Source organism: Reichenbachiella sp. 5M10, from assembly GCF_002742335.1.
Taxonomy (GTDB): Bacteria; Bacteroidota; Bacteroidia; order Cytophagales; family Cyclobacteriaceae; genus Reichenbachiella.
Genome location: NZ_MDGR01000007.1, coordinates 4,110,416 through 4,126,795 on the forward strand (window position 1 = coordinate 4,110,416; position 16,380 = coordinate 4,126,795).

The following is a 16,380-nucleotide window of genomic DNA, read 5'->3' on the forward strand; positions in this document are numbered from 1 at the left end:
TTGCATTTGTCCCTGTAGCAGCGCTACTATGAAACACACATTTTTTGCCCCCTTTCTTTTACTCTTTGCGGTGAGCAGCTTGCAAGCACAAGAGCTCGTCGTACGCGGCTCCATTGTAGATGGAGAATCCCTCGAAGCACTCCGTGATGTTCACGTCTATGTAGAGCTCACCCACGGTACCTACGCAGATATCGATGGCAACTTCGCCATCCTTGCTTCGATCGGAGACACCTTGCACTTCTCCAGCCTGGGCTATCAAATCGCCAAAATCGGAATCAACGACTCCACCGAAACGCAAAACATGATCATCAGCCTCAAACGAGGCACGGTCGTCCTCGACGATGTGCAAATCAATAGCATGTACCAAGCCAATACCATCATCAAAAATCCTCGGCAACAAACCATGGAAGTCTCAGGTGTGGTATACAATGAAAAAACGGAAGCAGATGATTATCATCTGGGTGTTGCTGGATCTATCTTTAGCCCTGCAGAAGCGGTCTACCGCATGACCAGCAAGAAATACAAACAACAAAAACGCGTCTACCAAGAATCTCAAGTCAGAGAAAAACAAGATGAGAAGTACGAGCTGGCCAAGAAAAAAATGGACGAAGTACTAGAAATCATAGGAGAACGCCTCGACGAATACTACTACCTAGACTTCATCCACTACTCAGGAATGACCTTGGACACCTTCTCACGTCGCAACGTATACGAGCTCGTTCAGATCATGCCCAACAGCCTTGACCGCTACTACGAGTATCTCGACGAAAAACTTAAAAAAGAGGAGCGCATCAAAAACGGTGGAGAGCAAAACCCAACTTTTCACTAGCCTCCAACTAAAGATCTACTACTAAAGACACAAAAAAACCCAACAGTTGCCTGTTGGGTTTTTACTTTTTCTCCTTTTGAGAGACCTTTTCTTATTATGGCTGAACTTTAATGTCGATAGTTATTTTTGCCTCTGTACCAAAGCCTTCTACTAACTCGACAACCTTAATTACTCCTTTTTTTCCGTAGTTGTCAATAAATTCAACTTCGTCTCCAACCGAAAGCATATTTATCGCTTCTGAATCTGAAGCGCTAACATTACTCAAATCACTAGCTTTCGTGACATCATCAAAACTTATCGTTGAAACCGCAAAATAGGTGTGGTTCAACTCTTCTTCAGTCGTACTAGCCACCGTTGGTATATCAATAATTGATTTTGGGAAGTCAAACGCTGAAGCTAATGAAGCTTTATTTGAATTTCCGTAATAGTACCCAAAATCCCAAAATGCTGCAAACTCCTCTCCTTCGTCCACTCTATATACCTCACCATCCAATAGCGAAATGAAAGTCTCAGAAGAGCCATCAGCTAAAGGAGCTGCGAGAATAGTTGCTGTATATTCTTTTACATCAGAAGCGGGGTTGTTTCCACCATAGTCCACGGTGATTGTACCAATACCTACAGCCAATCTTTTGTCTGTATCTCTGAAGTCTCCTCGACCAGAGGTCGCCCAAAGCGTATATACCACTTCTCCTTGTGTACTAGTGTTGTACACTTCAAATGGAATGTCAAACGAGAAACTTTCTTTGTAGTCCTTTTCCAAATCAATCGAACCATCTCCTTTGTCATCGACAGACACTCCTTTGAGCTCATATGGCTCATCACCTGCTCCGAAATAGTTCTCCGTCACATACAATCTCTTCATGCTCGCATCAGAAGAGGTAAACTCTACTTTAGCCGTAAAGGAAGTCGCACCGCTCTCCAAGTCACTGACATAAACTGTCACATCCTCAGACACCATGTCATTGACCGTCAATTCAATGTCCTCATTCCCCAAAATCTCGTCAACGAGATCATCATTCGTATCACACGCTACGTTGAAGGCCAACAGACCTACACAAGCCACTCTGGTAAAATTTTTTAATAAATTCATATTTACTATAGGTTTAATTTTTGATAATTAATCTCCAAGCCTATTGGCAAAAGTCATTCCGAAATACCTCCTTGGATCAAAATAGTTTTGACTTTCGACGAAAGAAGCCTCCCAATCTATGAATCAATCGATCTGAAAGATGACTACCTGTCATCTACTGCCTCTCCACAAAAGTCACTCAGACACTCCGTCACTAAAAAAGGAAAAACCCCGACGATTTACATCTTCGAGGTTTTCCAAGTGGTGACTTCCAAGTCTAGGTTGAAGTCCTTTCCAACTACAATATGAGAAAACTACTTCTCCTTCCATCCTCACCTCACGGCACAAATGGTCATTGTATTGGGGTCACGCTGTATGCAGCGGCAGTTTTTCCACCGCTACGGTACTGCTTCACTAAATCAAGCAGTCAAATATTTGTTGACCGAATAGGCAGCCTTTCGGCCTTCGCTGATCGCCCATACGACAAGCGATTGCCCTCTACGACAGTCTCCTGCTGCAAAGATATTTTCCTTATTCGTTCGGTACATTTCGTCTTTGATATTGCCTCGCTCATTGGTCTCGATACCGAGTTGCTCCAGCAAGCCCTCTTTCTGCGGGTGCATAAACCCGATCGCTAGATATGCTCTATCACATGGTAGGATACGCTCCGAGCCAGCCACTTCATTGAACTGGAACTTAGACTTGTCCGTCCACTCTACGTCTACGACTTTGAGTCCTGTGACCTGTCCTTGCTCGTTTCCGATAAACTCCTTGGTGAGGATAGACCAGTTTCGCTCCGCACCTTCCTTCTGAGAAGTCGATGTTCTGAGTACCAAAGGCCACTCTGGCCAAGGATTGGTCGCTTCTCTGCTCTCGGAGGGCTTATCAAGTAGCTCAATTTGTGTCACTGTTTGTGCACCTTGTCTGATGGACGTACCCACACAATCAGAGCCCGTATCACCGCCACCGATCACGATGACGTGTGCATCTTTGGCATTCATCTCGTCTACGATCTTCGCGTCCTCACCAGACACCACTTTATTGGAGTTCTTCAAGAACTTCATCGCCAGATGAATTCCCTCTAGCTCTCTCCCAGGTATCGGTAGATCTCTCGCTACCGTACTACCCGTCGTGATCGTGATTGCGTCAAATTTCTCCTCGATCTCTTGGGCATCTATGTCTTTGCCAATCTCCACACCACACTCGAACTTCACACCAGAGGCTTTCATCAGGTCAACACGTCTCTCGACTACTTTCTTGTCCAATTTGAAATCCGGAATACCAAACCTCAACAATCCACCAGGCTGTGTATCACGCTCGAACACTGTCACGTCATGGCCTTGCTTGCACAACTGCTCGGCAGCAGCCAATCCAGCAGGTCCTGAACCAATCACGGCCACAGACTTTCCTGACTTGACCATAATCTCATGTGGTGTTTCCCAGCCATTGGCGAAAGCCTCCTCTGCGATAGTCTTCTCGATGTGCTCGATACTAACAGGGTCTTTGTTGATCCCAAGGACACATGACCCCTCACATGGAGCGGGACAGATACGTCCTGTAAACTCTGGAAAGTTGTTGGTGCTTTTCAAAATCCCCCAAGCTTCCTTGAAGTCCTTGCGGTACACCGCATCGTTGAAATCAGGAATTTTATTACCTAAAGGACAACCGCTATGGCAAAAAGGAATGCCACAATCCATACAACGGGCCGCTTGCTCGTTGGTCTCTTGCTCAGAGACAGGCTTCACAAACTCCTTGTAATGCTTCGTTCTCTCGTCGACCTCTTCGTATTGCAATGCGTGTCGGTCGTATGTCAAAAATCCGTCTACTTGTCCCATCCTTATGCGATCTCTTTTTTAGCTAACTTTTGTTTCTCTAGTACTGCCTTGTACTCTGTCGGGATCACCTTGACAAATTTGCCTTTGGCTGATTCCCAGTTGTCCAGTAGTCCAAAGGCTACTTTGCTGTCTGTAAATCTCTGGTGCTTGTTGATCATCTCATGGATGAAATCAAAATCCTCCGCACTTGGCGTTTCTAGCTCCACCATCTCCATGTTGCATCTTGACGCAAAGTCAAAATTGTCTACATAGATGTAAGCGATCCCTCCACTCATACCTGCAGCGAAGTTTTTGCCCGTCTCACCGAGTACGATCACACGACCACCAGTCATGTACTCACACCCGTGATCTCCGAGCCCTTCGGTGATGGCTGTAGCGCCTGAGTTTCTCACAGCGAATCTCTCTCCAGCCTTACCGTTGGCATAGAGTTCGCCAGAGGTCGCTCCGTATAGGTTCACGTTACCCACGATGATGTTGTCTGCTGCCACAAGATCAGACTTCTTATTTGGTGAGACGATGATTCGTCCACCTGACAGACCTTTTCCTACATAGTCATTGGCTTCCCCTTCGAGGTTGAAGGTAATCCCGTGTGCGAGGAAGGCACCAAAACTCTGTCCTGCCGATCCGACGAACTTCACCTTGATGGTATCTTCTGCCAGTCCGTTGGGCCCATGCAGACGAGCCAATTGGCCTGATAGCATTGCACCTGTCGTTCTGTTTTGGTTGTTGATCGGATACTCTAGTTTCACCTTCTCCTTGTTGTCCAAGGCTGGTGCAGCATCTTTGATCAGTGTATTGTCAATCACGATATCCAATTCGTGATCTTGGTTTTCTGTTTTGCAAGACAGGCCATCTTCTGCTGAGTGGAATGGATTCTGAAGCAAGGCTTCCAAATCGATGTTGCCCGCATGCTCTGCTGCCAACGAACGATCGAAAGTCAACAAATCCGTACGTCCGATCAGTTCATCCACTGATTTGACACCCAACTCTGCCATCACCTCTCTGAGTCCCTGCGCCAAGAACTGGAAGAAATTGACAATGTGATCGACCTGACCTGAGAACAATTGTCTCAAGGCAGGGTTCTGCGTCGCGACTCCCACTGGGCAAGTGTTCAAGTGACATTTTCTCATCATGATACAGCCCTCTACGACGAGTACTGCAGTAGAAATACCCCACTCCTCTGCACCGAGGATAGCCGCAATGGCCAAATCACGTGCTGATCTCAACTGACCATCTGTCTGTAGCTTCACTTTCTTTCTGAGGCCGTTCTTTTCCAGAGTCTGGTGCGTCTCCGCTAGACCAATCTCCCAAGGAATGCCCGCATGGTGTACCGAACTGATCGGTGATGCTCCTGTACCGCCATCGTGTCCAGCGATGAGGATATTGTCTGCCTTTGCTTTGGCCACACCTGCTGCAATCGTCCCTACACCAGATTCAGAAACCAACTTGACGTTGATGTCTGCCTGCTGGTTGGTGTTCTTCAAATCATAAATCAACTGCGCCAAATCCTCGATAGAGTAAATATCATGGTGAGGAGGCGGTGAGATCAAGGATACACCCGGTGTACTGTGTCTGATACGACCGATGGTCTCATCGACTTTCTTGCCCGGCAGCTGTCCACCCTCTCCTGGTTTCGCTCCTTGCGCAACTTTAATTTGTATTTCGTCTGCGTTGACAAGGTAATGAGCTGTCACACCGAATCGTCCCGAAGCAACCTGCTTGATCGCTGACCTAGACAAGGTACCGTCTGGGTTTGGCTCGTACCGAATGGCGTCCTCTCCACCTTCTCCACTGTTGGATTTTGCGCCGATCTTATTCATCGCCTTGGCGATTGTCGTATGTGCCTCCTCAGAGATCGACCCGAAAGACATCGCTCCTGTCGCAAATCGTGGCAAAATATTCTCTATCGGCTCTACTTCGTCTATGTTGATAGCTCCCTTCGAGTTGAAGTTGAACATACTACGCAGCGTGATGTTACGCTTCGCTTGGTTGTCCACTTCCTTTTGATAGGTCTTGAACAGCTCATAGTCGCCGAGTCTCGTGGACTTCTGTAGCGCATGGATGACCTCTGGAGAGAAAAGGTGACGTACGCCATCTCTTTTCCACTGGTACAACCCTCCCGTGCTGAGTGCTGGAGATTCGTTGACTGATTTGAATGCTATGTTGTGATCCTCGAGAATCTCTTTTTCCAATTGCTCGAATCCCTTTCCTGAGATTCTAGAAGGAGTCCCTTTGAAACACATATCGGATACTTCTAAATCCAACCCGAGGATTTCAAATATTTGAGCCCATTCGTAAGATTGGATAGTTGAGATACCCATTTTAGACAAGATCTTTCTCAAACCATACGATACAGCCTTTCTGTATTGATCAAACAGCTTGGCTGGATCAGACTCCCCGAGGCGATCCCCCTCGCTAAGCATCGTCTCTACGGCCATGAATGGATAGATCGCCGTAGCGCCAAAACCTATCAAAGTAGCAAAATGATGCGTCTCTACAACGTCCCCTGCTTCGACAACCAAACTTGCTTTGGCACGGAGTTGTGTATTGAGTAAGTGATTGTGTACCGCTCCTGTAGCGAGAAGTGACGGGATTCTCACTTTGTCTACATCTACTGCACGGTTAGACAGAATGACAATACTAGCTCCCGCATTGATCGCCTCCTCTACTTCGATAGACACATCTGCCAAAGCCTGCTTGAGATCCTTTTGACTATTGTCATATGTCGCATCGACGACCGCAGATTTGAAGCCTTTTACTTTGATATTTTTGATGTATTCAAACTCCGCTGTAGAAAGCATCGGGCTTTCGATTCTGAGTTTATGCGCATGATCTGGGATATGATCCAACACACTGTGTGATGCTCCGAGATAGTTGACCAGAGACATGACAGCTTTCTCACGAATCGGGTCGATTGCTGGGTTAGACACCTGTGCAAACAATTGCTTCACATATTGAGAGATATGTGTGCTATGCTCTCTAAATACCGCCAAGGCTGTATCGTTGCCCATCGAACCTAGCGGTTCGGTACCTCCTTTAAGCATTGGCTCCAGTATGAACTTCACGTCTTCATTGGTAAACCCATATGCAATTTGCTTTTGGGTCAACTCATCCTCTTTTAACTCTCGATCGAAAGTCTGTGTTTTCACCTGCTCCGCTACACGCACCAAGTTTTTGTCCACCCACTCTTGATAGGGCTGGGCTTTCGCCAAATACTCCTTTATTTCTTTATTGTATGAGATCTTGCCAGACTGCAAATCTACCATGACCATTTCGCCTGGTCCTAATCTTTCGTTCTTCGCTACGTTCTCTGGAGCGATATCAACCACACCTACTTCTGAGCTAAGTACTAGTCTATCATCTTTCGTGAATACAATACGAGAAGGTCTCAATCCGTTTCTGTCGAGGGAAGCACCTATCGTATATCCGTCCGTGTACACCAACGACGCAGGACCATCCCATGGTTCGAAGATCGTCGAGTGAAATTCATAGAATGCTCTTTTCTCTGGACTAATGACTGTTTCTTCTTGCCAAGCTTCTGGCACAAGCATCGCCATGGCATGCTGGATGTTGGTACCACCCATCACCATCAGCTCAAGCATCGCATCGAGGTTGGCCGAATCCGAAAATCTACCGTTGCATATCGGCGACAGCACGGCGATTTCCTCTTCCGTAAAGTTCGTACATGTAAAGAGCGCTTCCTTGGCGGTCATCTTGTTGATGTTTCCTTTGATGGTATTGATCTCACCATTGTGAGCAAGGAACCTAAAAGGCTGTGCCAGTCTCCACTCTGGGAAAGTGTTGGTAGAAAACCTAGAATGTACCAACGCAATCGCCGAAGTGTATCTCTCATCTCTCAGGTCCACATAGAACTCTGGGATCTGCCATGTTCTCAACTCTCCTTTGAAAATGATCGTCGTAGAAGATAGAGAAGGGATGTAAAAATCACTCACTGGATATACCTCTCTAACTTTGTGCTCAATTGATTTTCTCAATACATACAATGCGCGATTGAGGTCAAGCCCCTTTAATTTCCCCTTCTTAACGAACACATGGTAGATTGTAGGCTCTGACTGCTTGGCAATCCTTCCTAGTTTTTTATCATTGACGGGCACCTTTCTGAGCCACAGATTCTCGAACCCAAGCTCTTCTATTGCCTGAGAGACAATATCCAAATGACCTTGCTCTTCTTCGTGATTTTTAGGCACAAATAGCACCCCTACACCGTATCGCTCTTTCTTGGGCAGTACGATGTTTTCCTCTTGGGCGATTGCACCAAAATAATCATAAGGCACTTGCGTCATGATACCCGCGCCATCACCTGTCTCACCATCGGCAGCTACCCCGCCTCGGTGCTCCATCTTCTCGAGCATAATGAGACCATCCGAAACGATCTTGTGTGAAGGCTTATTCTTTATCTGTGCAATAAATCCTATTCCACACGAATCTCTCTCAAACTCGGGAGAGTATAATCCTGTATTTTTTATATTTTGCTTCATAGACATATCCGATAAAATATAATGTTGTTTGGCTGTGCCCAATTGGAAGTCCTCTTCCAACATAGGGTTGTCGGGAGGCACAGATCATTTTCGAGTTTACAAATCTAAATTTTTCTTTTTCAAAGATTTTGTTACATTAGCATAAGCATATCAAATCCAAATTCCTAGACTTTACTATTAACTCACTGATGTACAGTGTTTTAACACATTAAAAATAATGCCATTAATATCATGTCCAAAAAATCTAACGCACAGCCTCTCTTCCAACTTATCAAGTCACTGACCAAGTCCGAAAAGCGAAGTTTTAAGCTTTACGTGAGTCGCATCAATGATGAAAGTGAGGTCAAGTTCATTACGCTCTTTGATATCTTAGACAAATTAGATGAATATGATGAAAAAATCATCATCAAGAAGATGTCAAATATTAGCAAAGCACAATTGGCCAACCTAAAATCCCACCTATACAAGCAGGTCCTGCTTGTACTACGGATTAGTCATCTCAAATCTGACGTGGATATTCAGCTCCGAGAAAACCTTGATTATGTGCGCCTTTTGTACAAAAAAGGGCTCTATGACGAGAGCATGAAGCTTCTCAATAAAATCAAACTGACCGCCAACAACTACAAAAAAAATATTTTTAAACTCGCACTTCTCAACTACGAAAAGAACATAGAAAATCAGCAGATGCTGACTCTAGACACCACTACGACACTCAAACTCGACCGTGAGACCAAAAGTATCCTCAACAAAATCAATGTGGCTCAGTCGTTTTTTTCAGTGGCTCTCCGCATGAAGGCACAATTCCTCAAAGGCGGCATGGCACGCAGCGAGGACGAGTTAGAAAAAATCAACAAACTATTCTATTCTAGCTTGCCTGAGTATGACAAAGCTCACCTGTCCTTCAGTGAACAGTACAACATGTGTCGCGCCTACTATTGGTACTCTTACTTGATCCAAGATTTCGAATCATGTGTCAAGTATACGGAGATTTGGGTCAGTATTTTCAAAGAAAATAACCTGACACACCTCCGCCACGCGGAGTTCCTAAGAGGACTAAATCGCCTCTTGCAATCACTCTTTCGTATCAACGACCGAGACCGGTTCAACATGTACTATGAAGAGTTACTAGAGTTTGAAAAGCTCTACATGAAAGCCATCGATTCGAACAGCAAGCAGCTACTTCTTCGGTGTCTTACGATACAGACTCTCAACAAATGTTTTATGGACGGGGAGTTCAAGAAACATGAGCACAACCTCGGCAGATATCTCCTCAAGATCGAAGACAGCCTAGAATACATCGATAGAAACAACCAACTGGTAATCTTCTACAAATCCGCCATTCTCTATTTCGGACTACAGCAGTACGACAAATGCATCGACTATCTCGATCGTATCCTCGCCGATCACGATGAGCATTTGAGAGAAGATCTCAAGAGTTTCTCATACATCATCTACGTGATCGCTCTTTACGAAATGAGAGATTTCAAGAAGTTGGAAAAGATTCGTAAGCGTGCATTTGTCTACCTCAGACAACGCAACATCCTCGGGCAATTCCACAACATCATTCTACAGTTTATCAAGCGTTCTGAGAGCATCATGCCTTTGGATCTCAAAGGAGAGCTGAAAAACCTTCGTCTCAGCCTAGAACCGCTGCAAGATGACAAATTTGAATCGAAACCCCTGTTGTATTTTGACATCATGAGTTGGTTGGAAAGCAAGATTTCAAGCCGTCCCTTCTTGGAGGTAGTCAAAGAAGCTGCGGACAACAAGTAAAGGAATCAACACATCACACACTTAGCCACGGGAACTACTCGTGGCTTTTTTGTTTCTGAGCACTTTGAACACCTAGCCAGTCTAAAAGCTATGATCCTTCGCTGCGATGTTGAGTCGAATGGCAAGCGAAGTAAAATTCGTCGTCTGAGACAGAGCAATATCGTCACTCGATCGCTCCCGATAGATGTGACGTAGGTCCACAAAAAGATTGTGCCGTAGCATGTAGCTGGCCATCATGTCAACATACAACTGTTGGTTGCCGACACCTTGACCGATGGTATTGCCATAATCTTGCGTACGCGTATTGTAATCTTTGAGCACATCCCCACCATAGTTTTCACCCACAGGGTCCGTGCCATAGTTACTGACTATGGCTTTGGCAGTCAGGTACAGGTATTTGATCGGCTGATAGCGTACGATGAATACCGCTTCTTGAAAGTTGGCGCCTAACGGGTGGGCCAACGGCTGCCTATAATGTGCGTAATTGGTAAAAATAGATTCGTGAGCATAGGTAAAAGGCCGTGAGACATTATACTCTCCCTGTAGGTCCAAGTTGCGTACTCCGAGAACATTCATGTATTTGGCCCCCAATTGGAGCGAATACTTATTCCCCCACCATCCCTCACCTGACTTCAGCTCTCTCACGACCAACTCATCCAAAAGCCCTTGTCCATAGAGTTGTACGCCTTTCAGTACGTTCCACTTGAAATCCAAACCAAAGAGAGCATTGTCCGGGCTACCTGTAAACTGCTCAATCGAGCGATAAAACATGATCGGGTTGAGGTAGTTCCATTCGAAAGCTGAACTCGTGCTATCCCCACGGTGAAACATGATCGCCTCATAAACTCCTAGATTAAAGTTGTCAGTAATATTGATGCTCAAGTGGTGAGCAGCCATGAATTTCTTTGGAAAAGCCTCCGTCCCATTGGACCCAAAACTCGAATAAGGTGCATCTGCCACAAGCTCTGTAAACAAATTGGTGTATTGAATTCTCCATACCTTGGTTTGGATTTTCAAAAAAGTACTGGGGGCCGCAAAGTCCGACAGAAGCATGGATCGATAACCATTGCCTATGAAGTTTTTGTCATAGCCGAACTGCACACCTATATGTTTGGTTGCTTGGAATGTAAAGTATCCGCGAGCAGACAAAAAATCCACTCCACCAGTGTCTCCATATTTCTTCCAAAACGCCTCGTTGGGCACAACACCCCGATCTGCGATATAATCTTGGACATACTGTGGGTACACGGCTTGATTCTCCCCGACATAACTGTAAAAGCCCACTTTGTCATCGATGCTACCACGCAGTTCGATCCCACGTGTATTGATGTATAGAGTCGATGCTGCATTGGCATCATGGCCCGCCGAGAGATAGAGAACAGGACTGACCTTGAGTAGAAAATCCTTGGTCTTGACATAGTACATGTCCGGTTTGCTCCTATAAAACCACTTCAAAAAAGGCTTGCGACTTGCTGCCATCTCCTCTCCCCCTTCGACATACTCCCAGTTGTCCTTCAACAAATAACTTTTGTTGGCTGGATTGACAGAGAGAGAGTCTACCTGCCGTACAATATCCACCCTACGATAAGGTTTGTCACTCGAGTGTATCTCTGGGCTAAAGCGCTTATTGAGCACCTCTCCACGATCTACCTTGTGATAATAGTCTTGATCGAGAGGAGCATACACACTTTGCGACATACTCCACAGCGGCATCCCTAGCAACAACCCTATCAAAACATTCTTCCCTATCATTACTCCTGTTTTTATAAACAATGATAGATATTTCTCTCTGAGTATAGAACTAGCCCTTTCATTATTTGCAATAAAAGGCTGATAAACAGAAAAGTATTTACATAATCGTGTTTGTTTTTCCAAACTCAATGCATAATTTTGCAATCCTTTTCTTAAAAGGACTGGAATAACGAAATAATAGAGCCATGGCAAAAACCATGGACAAAATCAAAACCATAATAAAATGAAAAAAGACATTCATCCAGAGTACAGAGATGTGATCTTCTTTGACACATCAAGTGACTTCAAGTTTATGACTAAGTCTACTATGAACTCAAACGAAACTATCGAGTGGGAAGATGGTAAGGAATACCCAGTAGTTAAAATTGAAGTTAGCTCTGCTTCGCACCCATTCTATACAGGCAAGAAACTATTTGTGGATACTGCTGGTAGAGTTGAGAAATTCAACAAAAGATACAAGAAGAAATAATCCTTTTTGGATTCAAAATATTGGAGTCTTCAAGATTTACTTCTTGGAGACTTTTTTATTTTTACCCCATGAACATAGCTCTCATCGACCTGCCGTCACATCGGTCGAAATTATTTCCCTTGACACTCACACGCCCTATCGCTGATCTCCGTATCGGCATACTCACCATTCGGGAAAAGTGGGAAAAACGCATGCAGCAAAAGGTTTCGTATCTCACTCACGAAAGTCTCTCCGAGCTATTTCCTCCCCAAAGCGACCAGTTTGAGCTACTCATCAATGCCTGTATATGCCCTAGTGACAAGTTGATCCAAGCTATCCTTGCGCTCCATGACGAAACTGCTTTATATCAAGGCGACTTACTGATTGCTGTCAAAGGGCAATTCTCGTTGGCCAGCCATACCATTGGCCAAGAGAGTAAAAAAATTGAGTACAATGAACCCATCATACATATCCACAGAGCCTGGGACATCTTCTTGCGCAATGCAGAAGAAATCAAAGCAGATTTTGCGCTACTCACTGCTGGGAGACAAAGTACCCCAATCAGTGACCCACACACCATCGTCTATGCACCCGAAAACGTCTTCATCGAAGAAGGTGTCACCATCAAAGCAGCCATACTCAATGCAGAAAATGGCCCTATCTACCTAGACAAAGACAGTGAAATCCAAGAAGGAGCAGCCATCCGTGGTCCTTTTGCTCTGGGAGCAGGCTCACGCATCAACATGAATGCCAAAATCCGTGAAGGAAGCACTGTCGGGCCTGGATGCAAAATAGGAGGTGAAATTTCCAATTCAGTCATTTATGGAAACTCCAACAAAGCACATGACGGATTTCTCGGCAATAGCGTACTCGGAGAGTGGTGCAACCTCGGCGCTGACACCAACAACTCCAATCTCAAAAACAATTACTCTCCTGTCGAGATGTGGGATGAAGTTTCTCAAAGCTACATCGATACTGGGCTTCAATTCTGTGGCCTGATCATGGGAGACCACTCCAAATCAGCCATCAACACCATGTTCAATACTGGTACAACTGTCGGTGTCTGCTCCAACATCTTTGGCTCAGGGTTTCCGCGCAAGCGTATCAAATCCTTCACATGGGGAGGAGATCGCTCCATGATGGCCTACGAGCTCGACAAAGCAATCGAAACCGCAGAAATCGTGATGCAACGCAAGGGCAAGAGCTGCAGCCTCGCAATGCAAGCGCTACTAAAAAATATCTTTGACGAAAGCCAAAACAAAGCATCATGAGGTTCGCTGATATCCCAGGTCTAGAAGAAGCCAAAAGCCAGCTCATCAACGCCATCCGCAACAATCATGTCGCACATGCGCAGTTGTTTTATGGCAAACAAGGCTCAGCCAACTTGGCGCTCGCTCTCGCCTATACGGCCTACATCAACTGCCAAGACCGCAGCGAAGACGATTCTTGTGGCCAATGCAGCAACTGCGCCAAAATCGACAAACTGATCCACCCAGACTTGCAGTTCGTCTATCCAGTCAGCTCTACCAAAAGCATCACTGGAAAAAACGTCGTGAGCTCGAGCTACCTAAAAGAATGGCGAACGTATCTCTCTGCCAACAAGTACGGTGCTCTTGAAAACTGGAGCAGCCACTACGGCGCAGAAAACAAAAACGCCAACATTTCCAAAGAAGAAAGTCGAAACATTGTCAAGTCGCTTTCTCTCAAATCCTTTGAAGCAGAATATAAAGTCCTCATCATCTGGCTCCCAGAGTTCATGCATAGTTCGGCTGCCAATGGCATCCTCAAAATCTTGGAAGAGCCTCCAGAAAAAACACTGTTTCTGCTCGTGACCAATGATTATGAAAAATTACTGACCACTATTCTCTCTAGATGCCAGCTCTTCAAAGTCCCGTCATTCGATGATGCAGATGTCGCTCAATATCTAACTCATCATCTATCAATGGATGCCGACAAAGCGCAAAAGCTCGCCGTTCTCGCTGAAGGCAGCATCAAAGCGGCTCTCGAGAATGTCGACAGTGCTGAAGACGACGCACATGTACTCTTCAGAGATTGGATGAGACAGTGCTGGACCAAAGACTATACGTCCATCAACCAAGCCAACGACCTGTTCTTCAAAATGAACAAAACGACACAAAAACTGTTTTTGCAATATGCCATTAACATGATTCGTCACTCTCTGGTATCTCAATACATGGTAGATGAAAAATTGAAATTGAACAACGAAGAACAAGGGTTCGTTACCAATTTTGGAAAAGCGCTCACCACAGACAAGCTGGAGAGCATCAGCAAAGAGCTCAACCAAGCCGCCTACCACCTCGACCGAAACGCCAACGTGCGCATATTATTCATGGACCTGTCGCTGACGATCGGTCGCATCATGACTGCCAAATGAACATCAAAATAGGAACAAGAGGGAGTAAGCTAGCACTATGGCAAGCCTACTATGTCCAAAACCGCCTCGCCGCTCTGGGCGTAGACTCGGAGATCATTACCATCGAAACCAAAGGGGACAAAATCCTCGATGTAAGCATCTCGAAGATCGGTAGCAAAGGCGTCTTCACCGAAGAAATCGAACAGCAACTGCAGTCTAGAACCATAGACATTGCAGTTCACAGTGCCAAAGACATGCCCTCTACACTCCCCAATGGCTTTGAGCTCATTGCCTTTAGTGAAAGGGAAAAAGAACACGATGTACTCGTCAGCCATCAACCGATCAGTTGGGACAAAAAAGATTTGGTGCTAGGCACCTCCTCTACGCGTAGAATTGCGTTTTTACGGAAGCATTTTCCTCAAGTACAAACCGTACCTGTACGCGGAAATCTCCAGACACGGATCAAAAAAATGAAAGATGGCGCATGTGATGCGCTGTGGCTTGCCTACGCTGGAGCTCATCGTATGGGGTACGACGACATGATGGTACACCACTTCGACCCGAACGAATTCGTGCCGGCTGTCGGGCAAGGCAGTGTCGCCATAGAGGTATATGGAGACATCTCTCCCGAAAAACGGGCCGTCATTCGTCAAGCCGTCAATGACGAAAAAGCGGAAACCTGCCTCACTGCAGAACGCAGCTTCCTCAAAGTCATGAATGGTGGTTGTAGCATACCCGTCTTCGGACGGGCCCAACTCCATGGAGACACTCTCTCGCTACAAGGAGGAATCATCAGTCTGGACGGCAAGACACAGGTCTCGAAGACCTGCACTTCTCTCCCTAGCTCTGCGACACAAGTCGGACAAACTCTGGCTCAATACGTGCTCGATCATGGTGGACGTGAAATATTGGATCAAATAAGAAAACAACAAGCTGAAGAATAAATGAAAAAACACATCGCACTACTCGCATTATCTCTTAGTATCCTGGTCTCTTGCGCCAGTGACCGCAAAGACTATCTCGTCACGATACATACAACCTTTGGAGACATGAAAGTCCTACTCTATGACGAAACCCCTCTGCACAAGCAAAACTTCATAGATCTCGCAGAGTCTGGAGATTATGACAGCACGACATTTCACCGAGTGATTGAGGGGTTTATGGTCCAAGGGGGCGACATAGATGCCAAAACCGGAGAACGTAGCAACAAAACGATCCCTGCAGAACTCAGCCAAGGGTACATCCACGAAAAAGGAGCCCTCGCCGCTGCGCGCCAAGGAGACAATATCAATCCTAAAAAGGCATCAAGCTGGTGTCAATTCTATATCATCCAAGGCAAAGTTTATAGTCCGGAAGAGATAGACGCCTACCAAGAACAAATGAACATGGGCAAAAAGAATGAACTGTTTGGTGAAATCATTCAAAAACCAGAAAATCAAGAGTATCTCGACAATGCTCGTACATTTCAAAAGGAGGGCAAACAAGCTGCCGTCGACTCTATCATCGCCATCGTCATGCAACAGGTAGACGAGATCTACAAGCCTACAGCACTCACCGATGAACAAAAAGAAGCCTACACTACCATCGGAGGAACTCCCCATCTAGACAATGAATACACGGTATTCGGCAAAGTAGTAGAAGGCTTGGATGTGATCGACCAAATCGCTGCGGTTCAAACCGGTCGTGGAGACAAACCAACAGAAGACTATTTCATGACTATGGAAGTAGAAATGCTCTCCAAGAAAAAAATCACGAAACTCTATGGGTACGAATACCCTTCAGAAAAATAAGCTAATCAAAA

The 16,380-nt window shown here is 45.6% G+C and carries 11 protein-coding genes; 7 read left to right on the forward strand and 4 right to left on the reverse strand.

Going from position 1 to position 16,380, the window contains the following annotated elements:
* Positions 1-28: 28 nt before the first annotated feature.
* Positions 29-829 (forward strand): carboxypeptidase-like regulatory domain-containing protein, encoded by an 801-nt coding sequence (locus BFP72_RS16720; RefSeq protein ID WP_099600227.1) that lies wholly within the window; start codon positions 29-31, stop codon positions 827-829.
* 94 nt (positions 830-923) lie between these two features.
* Here BFP72_RS16720 and BFP72_RS16725 read toward each other — a convergent pair whose 3' ends face one another.
* The 3 genes from BFP72_RS16725 to gltB form a co-directional block, all read right to left on the reverse strand.
* Positions 924-1,919, reverse strand: a complete 996-nt coding sequence (locus BFP72_RS16725; protein WP_099600228.1) for a hypothetical protein — start codon at positions 1,917-1,919, stop codon at positions 924-926.
* Between the two features lie 398 nt (positions 1,920-2,317).
* A complete protein-coding gene (locus BFP72_RS16730) occupies positions 2,318-3,733 on the reverse strand; it encodes a glutamate synthase subunit beta (RefSeq protein ID WP_099600229.1) in 1,416 nt (471 codons plus the stop codon).
* A 2-nt stretch (positions 3,734-3,735) separates the two neighbouring features.
* Complete coding sequence (gene gltB / locus BFP72_RS16735; protein ID WP_099600827.1) at positions 3,736-8,232, reverse strand: glutamate synthase large subunit; 4,497 nt, start codon at positions 8,230-8,232, stop codon at positions 3,736-3,738.
* A gap of 231 nt (positions 8,233-8,463) precedes the next feature.
* On the opposite strand from gltB, the gene BFP72_RS16740 reads away from it, so the two are divergent.
* Complete coding sequence (locus tag BFP72_RS16740) at positions 8,464-10,005, forward strand: hypothetical protein (RefSeq protein ID WP_099600230.1); 1,542 nt, start codon at positions 8,464-8,466, stop codon at positions 10,003-10,005.
* 81 nt (positions 10,006-10,086) lie between these two features.
* On the opposite strand, the gene BFP72_RS16745 is transcribed toward BFP72_RS16740, so the two are convergent.
* Complete coding sequence (locus BFP72_RS16745) at positions 10,087-11,757, reverse strand: hypothetical protein (protein WP_099600231.1); 1,671 nt, start codon at positions 11,755-11,757, stop codon at positions 10,087-10,089.
* A gap of 223 nt (positions 11,758-11,980) precedes the next feature.
* Between BFP72_RS16745 and BFP72_RS16750 the strand changes: the two genes are divergently transcribed.
* The 5 genes from BFP72_RS16750 to BFP72_RS16770 all read left to right on the forward strand — a co-directional run bounded on the left by BFP72_RS16750 (position 11,981) and on the right by BFP72_RS16770 (position 16,369).
* Positions 11,981-12,226 (forward strand): type B 50S ribosomal protein L31, encoded by a 246-nt coding sequence (locus BFP72_RS16750; RefSeq protein WP_099600232.1) that lies wholly within the window; start codon positions 11,981-11,983, stop codon positions 12,224-12,226.
* Positions 12,227-12,294: 68 nt separating this feature from the next.
* Entirely contained in the window at positions 12,295-13,476 is a 1,182-nt protein-coding gene (locus BFP72_RS16755) for a GlmU family protein (protein WP_099600233.1), read from the forward strand.
* On the forward strand, positions 13,473-14,600 hold the full coding sequence (locus tag BFP72_RS16760) for an ATP-binding protein (RefSeq protein ID WP_099600234.1): 1,128 nt from the start codon (positions 13,473-13,475) through the stop codon (positions 14,598-14,600). Before BFP72_RS16755 ends, BFP72_RS16760 begins: the two co-directional genes overlap by 4 nt.
* Positions 14,597-15,523: a hydroxymethylbilane synthase gene (hemC, locus tag BFP72_RS16765; protein ID WP_099600235.1), complete on the forward strand. Its 927-nt coding sequence runs from the start codon at positions 14,597-14,599 to the stop codon at positions 15,521-15,523. Before BFP72_RS16760 ends, hemC begins: the two co-directional genes overlap by 4 nt.
* Positions 15,524-16,369 carry a peptidylprolyl isomerase gene (locus BFP72_RS16770; RefSeq protein ID WP_099600236.1) on the forward strand — a complete coding sequence of 282 codons (846 nt, stop codon included), beginning with the start codon at positions 15,524-15,526 and terminating at the stop codon, positions 16,367-16,369. It abuts the gene before it with no gap.
* The last annotated feature ends 11 nt before the right edge of the window (positions 16,370-16,380 follow it).